Genomic DNA, 18,158 nt, shown 5'->3' on the forward strand with positions numbered 1-18,158 from the left:
TGACGGCAGCAACCGTGGAGAGCCCGTTGCGTTGAAAGGCGCACGGCGGGTTCGGCGAGCGGCATGAGGAGACGGGTTGAGAGCAATCTCGATACCGCGCCTCATGCCGACTCAACGGCCGCCCGCTGCGCGGGCGGCGAGGGCCAACCCGGCCGCCCTCCCCGCCGGGCATGCGGCCTTCGGCCGGTCCCGGCGGGAGCGGCCAGGCCCCCGCCCCGACGATGGGACCATGATCATCAAGAAGGGCACCGCGGGACCACCAAGATCACCGATGCCAGGGCAGACCGTGATCATGTGACGGCCCGCGATCCGCCGGCCCGAACTCCCTCACGGTCGCCCCTCCGGGGTGGCCACGGCCATCCGGGACGGCCCATCGCTGTCACCACAACCAGGCCCGTACCGCCACGGTCGAGGTACCCAGCGCCACTTACGCCGCCCAAGTTCGTCGGCACGGCCCTTTCTTGCTCTGACCCCACACGCCAGAACGCCCTGCACTCTCGCCGACGCCGCTTCCTAAACCCCACCTCGATCAGCGGCAATCAGTTCGCGCCACCACTCAAGCGCGGGCCATTCATCGGCGGGCAGGACACAGATTCCCTTACTCCCGAAATCCCTCGCCCAGCCCGCTTCCCGGAGCAGCCGTCCCGCCGCCCGCACGGCCAGCTTCGACGCCTTATACCGGCGGACAAGAACATGCAGACTCGGAATCGCCTGGTACGGCGCGACCCACCCCTGACGGATCTCCCACGCCAGATCACAGGCGATTACCTGATGCACCGGCATCGCGTTGCGCATCCCCGGACTACCCCACCCGACGAAACTGCGCCGCCCCGGCACCGTGACCACCAGCTCACGCTCCCGCAGCTCCCGATAAACACGCCGCGCCAGGTTCGGCGAGATCCCATACTCCCGCGACAAGACCACCTCACCCGGGACCGGATCCCCCGCGCGCAGTTCCCGCCGCGCCATCCGGCCCGCCAGCCGATCGGCCGCCTGCACATACAAGGGAACCGGACTGTACCGATCCAGCACACCGGCCCCACCGGGTGCCACGTGCGGCAGCAGGCCATCACCCCCTGCTGGCCACTCCCGCGCAGGCGCGGCGAACACCCCGGAACCGGGAACGCTGTAGGCCCACCCGTGATACTCCACCCGCGCCAGCACGAAACCAGCCATCTCAGCGGAGATCTTGAAGCGGGTCCGCAGCTCCCGCTGAGTCCCCACCGACTCACCGGTGGCGATCTTCCCCGCCCGGATGCACTCGGCCAGATCCGCCGCAACCCGGGCCACCATCCCCTCCTTACGCGCCGACAACCCCGACAACGGCCCATCACCCGGAGGACCGACCACCAGGCCATGCCGGGGGACAAAGTGGATCAACCGGCGCTTCCTGAGCTGACGCCAGACCCAATACATCTGATCAGACGTCAGCCCGTACCCGGCCTTCAACTCATTCAGAGCATGCGGATACCGCCCCTCCGCGAACTCCCCGCCCACGATCCGCGCCACCGCGTCTTCCAGCGCCCGTTCCCACGGCTTCTCGTCCCGCGCCGTCACAACGCCGCCCCGCACCGCGCCATGACCGTCACCGCGACACCGCCCGCAGAACCATCCCCGCCGGATCGGCGCTCTGCACGCCAACGGTGACAGCCACCGTGCTGACACCCAGGGCGTAGGCACCCACGGTGTACAGCCAGCCAGCGCGCTCCCTGCGCACCCCCACCCGCACCACCCCGCTGGAACCTCCCGGCATCTCCAGGACCGCGTACTCCCCACGCCGTCCCGGCAACCGAAGCGTGCAGGACACCCCCCGCCCCTCAAGCTCGAATGCCAGACGAACCAGGTACATGAACCGCTCACGCCGTAACTGCTCCCGCAGCGACCCCACATCCGTCACCGGACGCCGCTCCCCCAGACGCTCATCCCGTCCGCGACGGCCCCGCCGCCTCCTCACCTCGGACACTGGCTCGCACCTCCACATGCGATCAAGAGTCCGTCCAGGCACCCGCTGCACCGGGCGGACCCGCACCGTTTCCGGGCATCAGCCCTCTGTCGTGGTGCAATAGTTCAAGTCACGCAAGGTGTCCGACAAGACACACAATGTGGCAATCCCTGCCCACCGCTGCGACCACAGACCGAAGCGGGACAACGACCAGAAGAACCGCCCACTGCCGGATGACCTGTGCGGCCATTCCCCACCCAGAGCCCGCCAGAGCCCTGCACGGCATCCACACACCGCGTGGACAGGGTGACCACACACTGACCACGATCACCAGGCGGCCCGACAACCTTCCTGTGGTGCAATGGCGGAAGCCGCCCGGGTATTCGGCAAGTCACCAGGCAGGGTCACGAGCACCACGACCGCACCGCAACCGCTCGACAGCCCCCCACGAGGAACAGATGACCACAGGATCGCCGCCCCACCGGAACGCCTTCCGCGCTCACCTGCTCGCCTGCGCCCTGCGCTGGTGGCGCGAGACCAGCCAGATGTCACTCCGCCAGGTGGCCGCAGCCATCCACACGGACCACTCCCACCTCGCCAAAATGGAACGCGGACTACGGCCGACACCACCCCACGTCATCGACCAACTCGACCGCATCTACACCGCCAACGGTCAACTGGTGGCTCTCCACACCGCCATCACCCGACTCCACCGAGAGAGCACGCCCGACCTGGCATTCCACACTCAAGGCAAGGACGAGGACATGGAACGCCGACAACTACTCCAACTCGCCGCCGCCACCGCCGGACTCGGAGCACTCGGAGCAGCGGGCGAACCCGTACGCCAGTTGCTGGACATGACGGTCAACGGCCCGCACCGCAGCATCGAAGACTGGGAACTGGCCTGTGCCGATCACCTCCACGCGATCAACACCCGGCCCGCCGCCCAAGTCCACGATGATCTCCTGGCTGACCTGGTGGCGATGCAGCGACAGCTACGCAGCGCCGATAGCGCCCACGTCGTCGAGTTGCACCGGATCACCGCTGTACTCGCCGCCTTCCACGCCAGCGTCTTGGTCCGCCTCGGGGAACCGGGATCCGCGCTCCGCTGGTACCGCACCGCACGCAACGCCGCCGACACCTCCGGCGATCTCGACCTGCGCTTGAGAATCCGCGCCCACGAGGCGGAACACAGCGCGTCCGGCCTCCGCGATGCGACCACAACCCTGCACTTGATCGAGAATGCCCTGCAAATCGCGGGTACGGCAGTGCGCCCGTCAGTCGGTCAGGTGTCACTCATCCGCGCCAAAGCCAAGACACTGGCTTTACTCGGTCGCCACGACGAAGCCCGCCACATGCTGCAAACTCTTCTCGACCTCGTGGCGAAAAGCGACCTGCCAGCGGTCCCCGGATTCTGGGAACCTGCCGATTACCGCATCTACGTCACCAAAAGCCAGGTGCTGTCCGCTGCGGGCGACGAAGCCGGATCCAGCCGGGCGCAAGAGCACGTGCTGACGGGCAGCCCTGCGGGGCACCACATCGCGGTCAACATCCGCCTTCACGCCGCACATTGCACCGTCGTCAACGGCGGCATCGACGAAGGAATGCGCCAAGCAGCCACAGTGATCGATTCCGTGCCAGGTCCTTACCGCAATATCATGATCATGGAGACGGCGCGGCGAGTCTTCAACGCCGTACCCATTGCACAGCGGGAACGCCCGGTAGTCGGTGAATTCCGCGAAGTGCTAGCCCTAACCCCCGCTTCCAGTTGAGGTCAACCCTTTGCCTCCGGCGGGGGATCCTGCGTCCAGGATGGCAGGAGCCCGCGCACACGCGCGGGTGGCGTGGCGGCTGGGCTGAGACCGGTCTGTCATCCCGCCCGCGATCACCTACGCGAAGCAAAGCAGTCCGACGCGGGGGCGTCCAGGTCGTTCGTCCGTAGGGCGCTCCACCTGGACGCCCCCACGTCGGCCCGCTAGGCCCCGCTACGGGTGATCGCGGACGGGATGACAGACCGGGGGGAGAAAGTATGGAAGGAATCGGACACATCCCGCCGTAGTGCAGGGAACCGCGTCAGCGGACAACGCGGGTAAGAGGGTAGATGCCCATACTCACGACCCGGATCCGGGCCATCAGGCCAGGGGAGATGCCATCCGAGCAGCCAAAACACGGGAGCACACTGGCCCGTGTGTGGCCCGCGAATGCTGAGCTGGAGCGGGTCATAGCGGACAACAGTGAGACACCTCCCATGTCGAACGAACGGCATATACGCAGGTCAAAGCCCATTTTGAGGCATTGACCAGGGGGGTTACAGGGTCACCCCCGATGCCCTACCTCCATGGGTGGGTGGGATTTCACGGCAACCGGGGTGGGCGGGCGGGACCCAAAGGCGTCGGGCCTACCGGCTACGTTCCGCTACGGGGTTGGGGGTGTGTATGCATGCTGGGATGGCCGGTGGATCAGGTGGGTGCGCCCGGCCACAGGGGGTTGTGGGCGGGGGCGAGCCCTAGCGGGCGGCGCCGGGCGGGCGGCGCCGTGTGGACGCGCTCACGACGGACGCGAGCGCGTCGTTTCCTCCCCCTAGGTCCTGCGTTCCCCCGCTGCTACTCCGAGCGCTGCTGCGGAATCCCCGCGAGCAGCGCCCGGACCTCGGTCTCCCGGTAACGCCGGTGTCCGCCGAGGGTGCGGATGGACGTCAACTTGCCCGCCTTCGCCCACCGAGTGACGGTCTTGGGGTCGACGCGGAACATGGTTGCGACCTCCGCCGGGGTGAGCAGCGGCTCGGCCTCGGGTGTACGAGCTGACATTTGTGCGGCCTCTCCTCCGTGTGGACCGGCGACAGCGATCCTGCGACTTATCTTGGCGCTTGTCACGGATGTCCCCCAATGATCCATAACGTGCGGTTTCTTGGACCATTTGCGGCATCACCCGATGTGACCATACAGCCACGTAGCGCGATTGGCGAGCCCTAAGGGCGCAACGTCTCGACCACGTGTTGATGTCACGCTCGGTGATTCTAGCGACACGTTTCGTGGTATCGCAGTGAAAACGGCAAACTACTCAGTTCGCAGTTGCGAGATCGGGCATCTCGTGACCCAAAACTGCACTTCAGCCCCATGCGTTGGGACTCAGTTGGCCGACTCCAGGCTCTGGATCGACCGCCACCGGAGGATCACTCGCTGATACATCGCGAAGGCAAGTTCTTCCTGACCGTTGTCCAAACCCGTCAGAGCCGCGGCCAACTCGGCCACCGACTGGTCGGCCTGCAGGGTCTCGTCGTCCATCAGGTGCACCAGACCGCCGTAGTCCAGCTCCACCAGCGAGTGCGGATGGAACTCCTCCAGCCAGCGCCCCACGTCCTCCACGTCGGTGAGCGTGTCCACCTCCCCGATGTGCCGCCTGATCACCACCAGGGCCCGCGCCACCCGCTTGCGCGCCTGCGCCATCGAGGTCACGTACAGCATGTTCCTGGCCGGGGCCATCGTGGTGCCCTCGGGAGTCTCCTCCGCGCGCAGCACCAGCCACCGCTCGGCCGAGTCGAACGGCACGAACCACGGGGTGGGCACATGCCAGGTGCTGGTCCTGATGTGCATGCGCAGCGACGGCTCCCCGCGCTTGAACCGGTCGAACTCGTCGGCGGTCCGCTCCGCCACCGCGGTGGGCACGAACCGGTCGGCCAGCTTCACCGGCATGCTCCCCCGGAAGGAGGCGAAGGCCAGCCAGGAGCGCAGCCTGCTCTGCCAGGGGCAGACGTACAGCACGTCGTCGACCCGGCGCAGGTAGGCGTTGTGGCTCTCCTTGCTGGGGGCGGGGAACGGGGGCACACGCAGGATGCGCCGCACGGCCTCCTCGTGCTCGACCTCCAAGGCTCCGGCCCGCCTCGGGCGTTCCGGATTCTGGGCATATCTGGCCCAGGCCAGTTGGTCCTGCTCCGGGAAAGCGCTCAGCGGCTCGTAGACGCGGAGGTAGGCGGCGTAGGGCAGCACACCTCGAATCGTGCCATGTTAGAAGCGTCCGCGCAGTGCCCGTATCATGCGAATCCATGATCGTCGTTACCCTGGAGGGTGAGATCCGCCGCAATGGGGCGGCGGACAGAGGCGATCAGGAGTCACCACCGTGACCGACGTCTTCGGGCTGTCCCAGCCCGTCCACTCCTCCCCGGCCTCCCACAAGGACCTCGGCCGACCCAGCGACCGGCACGAGCAGGTCGTGTTCTGCTCCGACGAACGGAGCGGGCTCTACGCGATCATCGCCCTCTACAGCACCGCGCTCGGGCCGGGGCTGGGGGGCACCCGTTTCTACCCGTACCCGGATGAGCAGTCCGCCCTGGCCGACGTGCTCAACCTCTCCCGGGCCATGGCGTACAAGAACGCGCTGGCCGGCCTCGACCACGGCGGCGGCAAGGCCGTGATCATCGGGAACCCCGACACCGACAAGAGCGAGGCGCTGCTGCGCGCCTATGGGCGGTTCGTGCAGTCCCTCGGCGGGCGCTACTACACCGCCTGCGACGTGGGCACCTACAGCGAGGACATGGACATCGTGGCCCGCGAGTGCGAGTACGTCACCGGGCGTACCGTGGCCAACGGCGGGGCCGGCGACTCCTCCATCCTCACCGCCTTCGGGGTCTTCCAGGGCATGCGGGCCGCCGCCGAGCACCGGTACGGCAGCCCCTCGCTGCGCGGCCGCCTGGTCGGCGTGGAGGGCGTCGGCAAGGTCGGGCACCGGCTGGTCGAGCACCTGATCGAGGACGGCGCCGAGGTGGTCGTCTGCGACGTGAACGAGCGGGCCGTGGAACAGGTACGGCATCGTCACCCCCAGGTGTCAGTGGTCCCCGATGCGGCGACCCTGGTGGCGAGCGACCTCGACGTGTACGCTCCGTGCGCGCTCGGTGGCGCCCTCGACGACGCGAGCGTGGCCGCGCTCCGGGCCGCCATCGTCTGCGGCGGGGCCAACAACCAACTCGCCCATCCCGGCGTCGAGAAACAACTCGCCGACCGTGGCATCCTGTACGCACCCGACTACGTGGTGAACTCCGGCGGCGTCATCCAGGTGGCCGACGAGGTCACAGGCTTCTCCATGGACAGGGCCAGGGCAAGGGCGGCACAGATCTTCGACACCACGCTGAAAATCTTCGCCATCGCCGACGAGGAGGGCGTACCACCGGCGGTCGCAGCCGATAGGCTGGCAGAGCGCAGAATGTCGGAAGTCGGGCGGCTTAGATCCATTTGGCTGGCCCGCTGACGGGGGACGCCCATACGGCGTACCGAGTGAGGCGCAAAACAGGTACGGTTGTAGGCGAACGAGAGGCTGACGCCCTAAGTCAGGTGGCGTCAGTGCGTGGTGCGTTAGCGACGAGGGGTCGGGGACGACCCCGCATGAGGGGGTCGAGCCAATGGGGCGCGGCCGAGCCAAGGCCAAGCAGGTCAAGGTCGCCCGCCAGCTGAAGTACAACAGCGGCGGCACGGATCTTGAACGCCTGCGCGCGGAGCTCGGAGTCGATCACGTCGATTCCGACCGTAATGACGAGCACGACCCTTATGACGAGCTGGCAGAGCGGTATGCCGATTATGTCGCCGTCAACGACGAGGACGAAGAGGACGACCCACCCGGGAGCCGTCGTTGACCGGTTCCTGACTGCCTGATGGACACCCGGCGTAGCCCGGCTACGTCGGGTGTCGCAGCACGCCGGTAGTACCAGCGTTCCGGGCCCCAGGCCCGGAGCGCTTTTTGGCGTTCCGCCGTTCAGGTGGACCGCCCCATCGAGACGGGGGCCGCCGACAGCGTCGGCGGCCCCTGAAGCGCGGTCAGACGTACCGGGCCTGGCCGGTGCCGGAGGCCACCTCGCCGAGGATGTAGGCGGGGAGGCCGCGGGACGCCAGGAGGGCGAGGGCGTTGGTGACCTCGGCGGCGGGGAGGATGGCGCACATGCCGATGCCGAGGTTGAAGGTCTGGTCCATGTCGGGTTGCGGGATTCGGCCCCGGGTGGCGAGGGCCTCGAAGATGGGAGGCGGGGTCCAGGCGGAGCGGGTGAGGAGGGCGTCCGCCGTACCGGGAAGGGAACGCGAGAGGTTGGCGCAGAGGCCGCCGCCGGTGATGTGGGCGAAGGCGTGGACGGGGACCGCGTCGAGGAGAGCCAGGCAGTCCTGGGAGTAGATGCGCGTGGGTTCGAGAAGTTCCTCACCGAGGGAGCGGGAGAGCTCGGGAAGGGTGGCGTCCAGGTCCAGGTCGGCGGTTCTGAGGACGTGCCGGACCAGGGAGTACCCGTTGGAGTGCACCCCGGAGGAGGCCATGCCGAGCACGAGGTCACCGGGCCGCACGAGATGCGGCCCGAGCAGGCGGTCGGCTTCCACGGCTCCGGTGCCCGCCCCGGCGAGATCGTACTCATCGGGCCCCATGGCACCGGGGTGCTCCGCGGTCTCCCCACCGATCAACGCACAACCGGCGAGCCGGCACCCTTCCGCGACACCCCCCACAATCTCCGCGATGCGCTCCGGCACCACTTTCCCGCACGCGATGTAGTCGGTCATGAAGAGCGGTTCCGCCCCACAGACCACCAGATCATCGACAACCATCCCGACCAGATCGATTCCGATCGTGTCGTGCTTGTCCATGCGCTGGGCCAGCATGACCTTGGTGCCCACACCGTCGGTCGAGGTGGCCAGCAACGGCCGCCGGAACCGCAGCAGCGCCGACACGTCGAACAACCCGGCGAACCCGCTCGCGTCGTCCAGGACCTCCGGTCGCCGCGAGCGCGCCACCTTCGATTTCATCAACTCGACGGCACGATCCCCGGCCGCGATGTCCACCCCGGCAGCGGCGTACGAGCCCGAACTCATACCTTGGCCTCCAGCACGTACTTGCCGACCTGCGCCTCGTCGATGGGAATCGGATAGTCCCCGTCGAAACAGGCACGGCACAACCGATTGGCCGGAATGGTGGTGGCCGCCGTCAGGCCTTCCAGCGAGATGTACCCGAGCGAGTCGGCCCCCAGCGACTGCCGGATCTCCTCCACGCTCAGCGAGCCCGCGATCAGCTCGGCCCGGGTGGCGAAGTCGATCCCGTAGAAGCAGGGCCAGGCGACCGGCGGCGAGGAGATCCGCACGTGCACCTCGGTGGCCCCCGCCTCGCGGAGCATCTTCACGATCGCCCGCTGGGTGTTCCCCCGCACGATCGAGTCGTCCACCACCACCAGGCGCTTGCCCTGCACGATCTCGCGCAGCGGGTTCAGCTTCAGCCGGATGCCCAGCTGCCGGATGGTCTGCGACGGCTGGATGAAGGTCCGCCCCACGTACGAGTTCTTCACCAGCCCCTGCCCGTACGGGATGCCGCTCTGCTCGGCGTACCCGATGGCGGCGGGGGTGCCGGACTCCGGGGTCGGGATGACCAGGTCGGCGTCCACGGGATGCTCCCGCGCCAGCCGCCGCCCCACCTCGACCCGGGTGGCCTGCACGCCACGCCCGGCGATCGAGGTGTCCGGCCGGGCCAGGTACACGTACTCGAACAGGCACCCGCGGGGTTCGGCGAGCGCGAACCGCTGGGAGCGGACCCCGCGCTCGTCGATGGTGATCAGCTCGCCGGGTTCGATCTCCCGGGTGAAGACCGCGCCCACGATGTCCAGCGCCGCGGTTTCCGAGGCGACCACCCAGCCGCGCTCCAGCCGCCCGAGCACCAGCGGCCGCACGCCCTGCGGGTCGCGCGCCGCGTAGAGCGTCTTCTCGTTCATGAACACCAGCGAGTACGCCCCCCTGACCTGGGGAAGCAGCTCGGCCGCGGCGTCCTCGATGGGCCGGGAGCCGTCCCTGGCCAGCAGCGCGGTGAGCACCTCGGTGTCGGTGGTGGCCCTGGTCGTGCCCGGCGCGAGCCGCTCGGCCAGCGCGGCGGTGTTGATCAGGTTGCCGTTGTGCGCCAGCGCGAGCCCGCCCACCTCGGTGGAGCTCAGTGTGGGCTGGGCGTTCTCCCAGACACTCGATCCGGTGGTGGAGTAACGGCAGTGGCCGATGGCCAGGTGGCCCCGGAGCGTGCCCAGCACCGATTCGTCGAAGACCTGTGCGACCAGGCCCATGTCCTTGTAGACGAGGATCCGGGTGCCCTCGCTGACCGCGATGCCCGCGGACTCCTGGCCGCGGTGCTGCAACGCGTACAACCCGTAGTAGGTGAGTTTGGAGACGTCTTCCCCTGGGGCCCAGACGCCGAAGACGCCACACGCGTCCTGTGGGCCTTTGTCCAGCGGGTCAAGGTTATGGCTCAGTTGGCCGTCGCCCTTCAGCACATGCTTGAGTCTATTTCGGCCTCGCCGCTGCTCGGACACCCGGGTACGGAATACCCGGTCAAACCATCGACCTGGCTTTGCCGTGTCGGCTCCGATCGGCCTCCCGCGTAACGGGAGTCTGGGATCTCCGGCATGCGCAGATTCCGTCGGGGGAGAAGATCGTGAGCACACCAGAGGACCCCAAGCAGAACGACCCGTGGCGGGACCCGAGACACGCCAAGCCCGATGACTCGCCCACCCCGCCCGACCGGGTGACCGGGCCCAACTCGTGGCAGGAACCCGACCAGGAACGCCCTTGGTCGGCCCCGGCCTCCTCCGGCGCGCCCTGGCACGGCACCGCGCCCGAGCCGCCGCCAAGCGCCTCGGACTGGGCGTTTCCCCAGCCGACCCTCCAGCAGGAGTCCCAGGGCGGCCACTATCCGGGCCAACCGCCCGGTCCGTACGCGGAGCCCCAGCCCGGCCACCACCAGGACGCCCAGGTGTATCCCCAGCCGAGTCCCCCGTCGCCCGAATCCCGGCCCGGATATCAGCCGATATTTCCGACAGACCCGCCGATCCCCCCGCGCCAGCAACCCACCTTCGCCCCGCACGAACAACCCGGTCAGCCCTCCACTGCGGGCGACGCGGCCAGCCCCAGCAACGGCATGCACTGGGCCAACGGCGTCAACGACCGCCCCGCGACAGACCCGAAGGACCCGTACGACTGGCGCCAGCCCCACGAGCCCGACCGCGAGGACCTCTACGCCGACTTCGGCACCCAGAGCCAGCCTCTCCCCGGCTGGCCGACCAGTCCGCACGGCGAATGGGGCTACCCGGCCTCGGCGGGCGAGATCACGGCCCCGTACGGCCGATCCGTCGGCGACCCCTACGGAACCCACGTGGGCGAGGCCACCCAGACGTTCGCGGCGAACACCCCCGACCACGCCAGACCCGCCTTCAAGATCCCCGGCGAGGAACCCGCACCGCCCCCGCCGGGCCCCCCGGGACAGCCCTATGCCGCGCCTGGCCGGCCGGAGGGCCCCTTCGGGCGCCCCGAGGCCACACCCGCCCAGCCGGAGCCCGGCCCGCAGGCCGCCCAGCCCGGCCCGTACGGCGGGACCTATGGCCAGGAATATCCCCGTACGGAGGGCCCGGAGGCGTTCAGCGGCTACCCCGGCCAGCCGGTCTACCCGCCCCCGCCGGGCGGCACGCCGTACCCGCCCGGGGGAGGCCAGCCGCCGGGCACGCGCGGCGGGCTCGGCACGGCGGCGCTGGTGCTGGGGATCGTCAGCCTCGTGCTGCTGTTCTTCTGCGGCCTGGGCCTGGTCACCGCGATCGTCGGGATCATCATCGGCATCGTGGCGGTCAACAAGAGCTCCAACCGCACCCGCGCCATCATCGGCATCGTGCTCAGCGTCGTCACTCTGGTGCTAGGCGCGATCTTCAGCGCCATCCTGTTCAGCTGGATCAGGAACAAGGGCATCGACGAGTGCTTCGACCGGACCCTGCACCCGACCCAGGAATCCACCCAGCGCTGCCTGGAGCGCAAGTTCGAGCAGCCGTAGCACCTCGGCGGGCGGCACACGCCGCCCGCCGGGCTCAAATCTCAAAGAAGTGGCAAATATCCGGACAAGTCGGCTCGGGAGCCGCTGGCCCGGACCCGCCCGTCCCGTACCGCGTCCGCCCAGGAGACCACCCCGGTGGCCAGTTCCAGCCAGGTTCGCACGTCCACCTCCACCACATTGGGCGGAGTCCCCCGGGTGTGCCGGGGCCCCTCCACGCACTGCACCGCCGCGAACGGCGGCACCCGAACCTCCACACTCCGCCCGGGCGCCACCGAAACCAGAGCGTCCAGCAGATGCCGGACAGCCGCCCGCCCCGCCTCCCGAACCGGCACCAGCCCCGCCCGGTACGCCCGGAGCACCGCGGCCACACACGCCGCCCCCGGATCACCCCCGGCGAACGGCGCTTCCCCCAGCGCCGCCAGTTGCTCGTCGAGCGCCGCCCGGACCTTCGCGGGATCAAGTCTGCGCGCCGCACTCATGCGAACCATTGTGACTCATGAGACGGGCGTGACCAGGGTTCACCGAATGGGTAAACCTCGTTCACCTTCGGTTTGGCCGGTAGCCGTACCGTCCCGGCGGGAAGCATGTGCGATGACGCGCTGCTTCCGTCCCGCGCAACTTTTGGAGGAGCTGTGGCGAATCCGTCACCGCGTAGAACGCTGCCGCTGCTTTCCACCCCGCACAAGGGTGGCCGCAGCTCTTTGACCTGTGCCTTCCGTTGTGGCAACGCGTGTGCCCACGAGGTGTCCAACCCCAGTGACAACGCCTATTTCGGCGACATCGTCACCGAGGCGCTGTCCCGTCGTGGCATGCTCCGGGCCGGCGCGCTGGGCGCCCTGGTGGTCTCGACCGGCCTGGTCGGCGCCGCGGCCGCGGTTCCGGCCGCCGCCGACCCCGGAGACAAGGTCAAGTACAAGGACGACGTCGTCGGCGGCAACGGCTCAGGGCACAGCACCGGCCTGACCTTCACTCCGGTCGCCCCGAACAAGCTGGACGCGTTGACCGTGCCCCCGGGCTACGACCAGTCGGTCGTGGTGCGCTGGGGTGACCCCGTGCTGCCGGGTGCTCCCGCCTTCAATTTCGACAACCAGACCGCCGACGCCCAGGCCAAGCAGTTCGGCTACAACTGTGACTTCGTGACGTTCTTCCCGCTGGGCAAGGACCGCGCGCTGCTCTGGGTGAACCACGAGTACACCGACGAGAACCTGATGTTCCGCGGGTACACCGACGGCACCGCCGCCACCCTGGAGCAGATCAAGATCGGCATGGCCGCGCACGGCGGCTCCCTGGTGGAGATCGAGCGCGTCGGCAAGACCGGCAAGTGGGCCCTGGTCACCAGCGGCCGCCGCAAGTACAACCGGCGCGTCACCCCGGCCACCGCGATGCGCATCAGCGGCCCGGCCGCCGGCAGCGCCCTGCTCAAGACCACCGCCGACCCGCAGGGCCGGACCGTCAAGGGCATGCTCAACAACTGCGCGGGCGGCACCACCCCGTGGGGCACCATCCTGACCGCCGAGGAGAACTGGAACCAGTACTTCGTCGGCGGCAACGGCGTGCCGGAGAACCAGAAGGCCAACCTCGCCCGGTACGGCGTGAGCACCACCACCGCCATCCCCAGCGGCAGCCGGCGCTTCGATCGCGTCGAGGAGCGTTTCGACCTCGCCAAGCACCCCAACGAGATCAACCGCTTCGGCTGGATCGTGGAGATCGACCCGTTCGACCCCGACTCGACCCCGATCAAGCGCACCGCCCTCGGCCGCATGGCCCACGAGGCGGCCACCACCACCCTGGCCAAGGACGGCCGCCTGGTCGCCTACATGGGTGACGACTCGCGCTTCGAGTACATCTACAAGTTCGTCTCCAAGGGCCGCTACATCCCCGGCCACGACCGCAACAACCGGGACCTGCTCGACGAGGGCACCCTCTACGTGGCCAAGCTCACCGGCGACAGCCCGGCCGCCGAGATCGACGGCTCGGGCAAGCTCCCCTCCGACGGCGCCTTCGACGGCTCCGGCGAGTGGATCCCGCTGGTCAGCGGCAACAAGTCGTTCGTGCCCGGGATGACCGCCGAGGAGGTGCTGGTCTTCACCCGGGTGGCCGCCGACAAGGTGGGCGCCACCAAGATGGACCGCCCCGAGGACATGGAGCGCAACCCGGTCAACGGCGCCGTCTACCTGGCCCTCACCAACAACACCAACCGGACCGCCGCCCAGGTGGACGAGGCCAACCCGCGCCCGTCCAACCGGCACGGCCACATCCTGGAGATCGTGGAGCAGAAGGACGACGCCGGCGCCCTCAAGTTCGCCTGGTCGCTCCCGCTGGTCTGCGGCGACCCCACCGACCCGAGCACCTACTTCTCGGGCTTCGACAAGACCAAGGTGTCGCCGATCTCCTGCCCGGACAACGTCGCCTTCGACAAGGACGGCAACCTCTGGATCGCCACCGACGGCAACGCCCTGGGCACCAACGACGGCCTCTTCGTGATGCCGCTGAAGGGCAAGGAGCGCGGCTGGGTCCGGCAGTTCATGACCATGCCGTACGGCGCGGAGACCTGTGGCCCGCTGGTCACCGACGACCAGCGGAGCGTGTTCGTGGCGGTGCAGCACCCCGGTGAGATCACCGGCGCCACCCCGGACAACCCGTCCAGCCGCTGGCCGGACGGCGACCAGCCGCGCCCCTCGGTCGCGGTGGCCTGGCACAAGCAGGGCAAGAAGATCGGTTCCTGACCTGGATACGGCGATGCCCCCGGTTGCCGCCCGGGGGCATCGCTCTGTCCTGCCTGAAATGTCGGTCACCCAACGGGTTCCAGCACGGGCGCCGGAGGCGTGGGAGCCGAGGTCCGGCGCAGCGCGTACAGGCTGACGGGCACCCCGATCGCCACGATGGCGGCGGCGATGAGCAGCGTGAACTGGTAGGCGTCCAGGAAGGCCGGCATCGTGGGCGCCGTCTGCCGGGCGTTCAGGATGGCCCCCAGGATGGTGATTCCGAGCAGCCCGAACACCTCGCGGGACACGTTCATCACCCCGGAGGCCACCCCGGCCCGCCCGGCCGGCATGGCGCCCAGGATCACGTTGGTGAGCGGGACCAGGAGGCCGGCCCCGACGCCGTACAGCAGGAACCAGGGGAGCAGGTCGAGGTAGCCGGAGCCCGCGCCGGCGCCGGAGAGGCCGCCGATGGCGGCGGCCATCAGGGCCAGGCTCAGCGCGACGGTCCTGGCGGTGCCCACCCGCTCGGCGATGCGGGAGGAGACGGTGGCGATGGCCGCCATCAGCAGCGCCATCGGCACGAACCCGGCGCCCGCCTCGGTGGGCGTGAACCCGAGCGCGTTCTGCAGGTAGATCGCGGTGAAGAAGTAGATCCCGAACACCCCGAACGCCATCAGGCCCATCGCCAGCAGGCCGCCGCTGAAGATCCGGTCCCGGAACAGCGACAGGTCGATCATCGGCTGCCGGGTCCGCGACTCGATCGTCAGGAAGGCCGCGAACGCGGCGGCGGCCACCCCGAAGGCGCCCAGGATCAGCCCGGACGACCAGCCTTCCGACTCGCCTTCGATGAGCGCGAAGGTGAGCGCGAGCAGCGCCACCGAGGAGGCGGCCAGGCCCGGCAGGTCGAGCCGGGTGCCGGTGGCCCGCAGGGTGGGCACCCGCATGGCGACGCCCGCCAGCACGGCGGTGACCAGGGCGATCGGCACGTTGATCAGGAAGATCCAGCCCCAGTCCACGTTGTCGCTGATCAGTCCGCCGGTGAGCGGTCCGACGGCCAGCGCCAGCGCGCCGACCGCGCTCCAGATGCCGACCGCGGTGGCCCGCTCCTTGGGATCGGGGAAGAGCCGGGGCAGCAGCGCCAGCGAGGACGGGGCCAGCAGGGCGGCTCCCACGCCCTGGACCGCCCGGGCCGCGATGAGGACCTCCTGGGACCCGGCCAGACCCGCCGCGACCGAGGCCGCGGTGAAGATCCCGAGCCCGGCGAAGAAGACCGTCCGGAGCCCGATCACGTCCGCCAGCCGCCCGCCGACCAGCAGCAGCCCGGCGAAGACCAGGATGTACGCGCTGACGATCCACTCAAGCCCCGAGATGCTCAGCCCGAGGTCCCGTTGGATAGTGGGGAGTGCGACATTCACGACATTGTTATCCAAATAGGTCATGAACGTCGATAGCGCCACGGCGGTGAGCGCCAGCCATCTGTTCATCTCGCCTCTCCTGTACGGAGTACCTGTACGGTGTATATGTACAGTGGATAGGAGAACTTGTACGTCGTATAGTTGTCAAGTGGCACCTGAGAAGTTGAGCCGGGACACCGTGGTCGAGCAGGCGATCAAGATCGCCGACACCGAGGGCCTGGAGGCCGTCACCATCCGGCGGCTGGCCCAGGAACTCGGCGTCACGCCCATGGCCCTCTACTGGCATTTCAAGAACAAGGACCAACTGCTCGCGGCCCTGGCCGAACACCTGTTCCGCGAGGTCATCCCCGAGTTCCCGCCGGACGCCCCCTGGCAGGTCCGGCTCCGCGCCATCGTCGAGGCGACGGTCGGGGTCATCCGCCGCCACCCCGCGCTGACCAGCCTGCTGCCCTCGCTCAAGCAGTTGGACGTGACGAGCTTCCGGGTGGCCACCAACACCGCGCTGGAACTGCTCGCCCAGGCCGGGTTCGCGCTGGAGGAGGGCTTCCTGATCTCCGGCCACCTGCTGCACGGAGTGATCGCCCTGGTCGACGGCGCGCCCGGCTGCCCGCCCGGCGTCACCGGCGAGGAGGCCGTGGAGTGGCGTCGGCAGAAGCGCCTGAGTCTGGAGTCGCTACCCGCCGACCAGTACCCGTGCCTGGTCGAGTACGCCCGGACGCTGGTCGGGGAACCCGACCTGGATCGGTACTACGCCTTCGGCGTGGACCTGCTCATGAGCGGGGTGGAGGCGCTGGCGGCGAAGCCGCGGGAGCGGGCGGGCTGGACCTAGCCAGCACGGCGAACAGCGCGCCGAGCAGGCAGACGCCCAGCAGCACCGCGTAGGTGAGCCGGAACCCGCCCATCAACTGGCCGATCGCACCCGGCGGCAGCAGCCCCTGGTAGACCCGGCCGCGCAGCTCGGCGGAGACCGACGAGGTGAGCAGGCTGAGCGTGGACCCCACGCTGAGCACGATCCCCACATTCATGATCATGAGCCGGAACCCGTTCACCACCCCGAGGCCGCCCGGCGGCAGCGCCTCCATCACCTGCGTGGTGTTCCCAGTAAGGAACGTGCCGCTGCCGCACCCCGCCAGGAAGAGCCCGGCCGCGATCACCGGGTACGGCGCCCCGGTGCCCGCCGTCAGCACCAGCAGCCCGGCGCAGCCGAGCAGCGAACCGGCCACGGAGATCACGTACGCGCCGAACCGGCGGCCGAGCGCGCCCGCGATCGGGGCGGCCAGCGCCATGCCGACCGGCATCGGCAGCACGCCGAGCCCCGCCGTCAGCGCGTCCACCCCGCGCGCGGCCTGGAAGTAGAGCCCGGCCAGCAGGATCAGCGAGGACCTGGCCAGCGCGTTGCAGAACGAGGCCGCGTTGGCGAACACCAGCATGCGGGCGCCGAACAACGCCCCGTTCAGCACCGGGCTGGCCGCCCGCCGCTCCACCAGCACCAGCACCGGCAGCAGCACCAGCACGACCGCCCCGCCGACCGGCACGATCGGGCTGCCCAGCCCGCTCGCCCCGGCCTCGGTCAGCGCCACCAACGCCACCGACAGAGCCACAAAGATCACGAAATTTCCGGCTAAGTCCATGGGCTGGCGGTCGCGCGAGGTGGTCGCGCGGAGCGTGGCCGCCCCCCAGGACAGGGCGATCAGGCCCGCCGGCACGTTGATCCAGAAGATCCACTGCCAGCCCAGGGTGTGCGCGATCAGCCCGCCCAGCGTCGGCCCGGCCAGCTGCGCCACCGAGAACGTCCCGAGGTACACCCCCATGCCCAGGCTCAGCCGATCCGCCGGGAACGCGTCAGTGATGATCACCGTCCCGTTGGCCAGGATCATCGCCGCCCCCAGCCCCTGCACCGCGCGCAGCGCGATCAGCAGCCCCACGTTCGGCGCCAGCCCGGCCAGCAGCGAGGCCGCCGTGAACAGCACGAAGCCCACCAGGTAGACCTCCCGCCGCCCCAGCAGGTCGGCCACCCGTCCGAAGAAGACCAGAGTGGCCGTGTTCACCAGCAGGAAGGCCAACAGCACCCAATTGGCGGCCAGCGGTCCCGCCTGGAAGTGGCGGACCACCGAGGGCAGCGCGACGTTGAGCGTGCTGCCGCTGATACCGATCAGCACCAGGCCGAGGCTGGTGACCGAACAGACCTTCCACGCGTACCGGAGAGCCTGGGCGTACTCGGGGGAACCCGGCTCCAGGGGGACGACAGCCACAGAACACTATTCTGGCATTGCGTCCAGGGGC

16 protein-coding genes are annotated in these 18,158 nt (G+C 69.2%); 7 read left to right on the forward strand and 9 right to left on the reverse strand.

The window, feature by feature from the left end:
* Window positions 1–103 precede the first annotated feature (103 nt).
* Window positions 104–298 carry a hypothetical protein gene (locus KIP79_RS38415; protein WP_214109929.1) on the forward strand — a complete coding sequence of 65 codons (195 nt, stop codon included), beginning with the start codon at window positions 104–106 and terminating at the stop codon, window positions 296–298.
* A 215-nt stretch (window positions 299–513) separates the two neighbouring features.
* On the opposite strand, the gene KIP79_RS49840 is transcribed toward KIP79_RS38415, so the two are convergent.
* Entirely contained in the window at window positions 514–1,557 is a 1,044-nt protein-coding gene (locus KIP79_RS49840) for a GntR family transcriptional regulator (RefSeq protein ID WP_308170105.1), read from the reverse strand.
* A gap of 28 nt (window positions 1,558–1,585) precedes the next feature.
* Window positions 1,586–1,897, reverse strand: a complete 312-nt coding sequence (locus KIP79_RS38425) for a hypothetical protein (RefSeq protein ID WP_214109930.1) — start codon at window positions 1,895–1,897, stop codon at window positions 1,586–1,588.
* 503 nt (window positions 1,898–2,400) lie between these two features.
* Between KIP79_RS38425 and KIP79_RS38430 the strand changes: the two genes are divergently transcribed.
* A complete protein-coding gene (locus KIP79_RS38430; protein WP_214109931.1) occupies window positions 2,401–3,714 on the forward strand; it encodes a helix-turn-helix domain-containing protein in 1,314 nt (437 codons plus the stop codon).
* A gap of 831 nt (window positions 3,715–4,545) precedes the next feature.
* Here the strand turns inward: KIP79_RS38430 and bldC are convergent.
* A complete protein-coding gene (gene bldC, locus KIP79_RS38435; protein ID WP_013133571.1) occupies window positions 4,546–4,749 on the reverse strand; it encodes a developmental transcriptional regulator BldC in 204 nt (67 codons plus the stop codon).
* Window positions 4,750–5,070: 321 nt separating this feature from the next.
* Window positions 5,071–5,928, reverse strand: a complete 858-nt coding sequence (locus KIP79_RS38440; RefSeq protein ID WP_214109932.1) for a DUF8083 family protein — start codon at window positions 5,926–5,928, stop codon at window positions 5,071–5,073.
* Window positions 5,929–6,058: 130 nt separating this feature from the next.
* On the opposite strand from KIP79_RS38440, the gene KIP79_RS38445 reads away from it, so the two are divergent.
* Both KIP79_RS38445 and KIP79_RS38450 read left to right on the forward strand, forming a co-directional pair.
* A complete protein-coding gene (locus KIP79_RS38445; protein ID WP_214109933.1) occupies window positions 6,059–7,183 on the forward strand; it encodes a Leu/Phe/Val dehydrogenase in 1,125 nt (374 codons plus the stop codon).
* A 151-nt stretch (window positions 7,184–7,334) separates the two neighbouring features.
* Window positions 7,335–7,565: a DUF3073 domain-containing protein gene (locus KIP79_RS38450; protein WP_214109934.1), complete on the forward strand. Its 231-nt coding sequence runs from the start codon at window positions 7,335–7,337 to the stop codon at window positions 7,563–7,565.
* A gap of 181 nt (window positions 7,566–7,746) precedes the next feature.
* On the opposite strand, the gene purM is transcribed toward KIP79_RS38450, so the two are convergent.
* On the reverse strand, window positions 7,747–8,778 hold the full coding sequence (gene purM / locus KIP79_RS38455) for a phosphoribosylformylglycinamidine cyclo-ligase (RefSeq protein ID WP_214109935.1): 1,032 nt from the start codon (window positions 8,776–8,778) through the stop codon (window positions 7,747–7,749).
* Window positions 8,775–10,211 (reverse strand): amidophosphoribosyltransferase, encoded by a 1,437-nt coding sequence (gene purF / locus KIP79_RS38460; protein ID WP_214109936.1) that lies wholly within the window; start codon window positions 10,209–10,211, stop codon window positions 8,775–8,777. Before purF ends, purM begins: the two co-directional genes overlap by 4 nt.
* Window positions 10,212–10,372: 161 nt before the next feature.
* Between purF and KIP79_RS38465 the strand changes: the two genes are divergently transcribed.
* Window positions 10,373–11,755: a DUF4190 domain-containing protein gene (locus KIP79_RS38465; RefSeq protein ID WP_214109937.1), complete on the forward strand. Its 1,383-nt coding sequence runs from the start codon at window positions 10,373–10,375 to the stop codon at window positions 11,753–11,755.
* Between the two features lie 41 nt (window positions 11,756–11,796).
* On the opposite strand, the gene KIP79_RS38470 is transcribed toward KIP79_RS38465, so the two are convergent.
* The gene (locus tag KIP79_RS38470) at window positions 11,797–12,243 is read right to left on the reverse strand and encodes a sterol carrier family protein (RefSeq protein WP_214109938.1); all 447 of its coding nucleotides are present in this window, start codon (window positions 12,241–12,243) and stop codon (window positions 11,797–11,799) included.
* Between the two features lie 144 nt (window positions 12,244–12,387).
* Between KIP79_RS38470 and KIP79_RS38475 the strand changes: the two genes are divergently transcribed.
* A complete protein-coding gene (locus KIP79_RS38475) occupies window positions 12,388–14,481 on the forward strand; it encodes a PhoX family protein (RefSeq protein WP_214109939.1) in 2,094 nt (697 codons plus the stop codon).
* 65 nt (window positions 14,482–14,546) lie between these two features.
* Here the strand turns inward: KIP79_RS38475 and KIP79_RS38480 are convergent, their stop codons facing one another.
* Window positions 14,547–15,944: a DHA2 family efflux MFS transporter permease subunit gene (locus tag KIP79_RS38480; RefSeq protein WP_214109940.1), complete on the reverse strand. Its 1,398-nt coding sequence runs from the start codon at window positions 15,942–15,944 to the stop codon at window positions 14,547–14,549.
* 79 nt (window positions 15,945–16,023) lie between these two features.
* Here KIP79_RS38480 and KIP79_RS38485 point away from each other — a divergent pair, with 79 nt between their 5' ends.
* Window positions 16,024–16,704, forward strand: coding sequence for a TetR/AcrR family transcriptional regulator (locus tag KIP79_RS38485; protein ID WP_308170106.1), 681 nt, complete (start codon window positions 16,024–16,026; stop codon window positions 16,702–16,704).
* Here the strand turns inward: KIP79_RS38485 and KIP79_RS38490 are convergent.
* Window positions 16,646–18,127 (reverse strand): MFS transporter, encoded by a 1,482-nt coding sequence (locus KIP79_RS38490; protein WP_214109942.1) that lies wholly within the window; start codon window positions 18,125–18,127, stop codon window positions 16,646–16,648. The genes KIP79_RS38485 and KIP79_RS38490 overlap by 59 nt on opposite strands.
* Between the last annotated feature and the right edge of the window lie 31 nt (window positions 18,128–18,158).

Origin of the sequence: Acrocarpospora catenulata, from assembly GCF_018476525.1 — a bacterium.
GTDB lineage: Bacteria > Actinomycetota > Actinomycetes > Streptosporangiales > Streptosporangiaceae > Acrocarpospora > Acrocarpospora catenulata.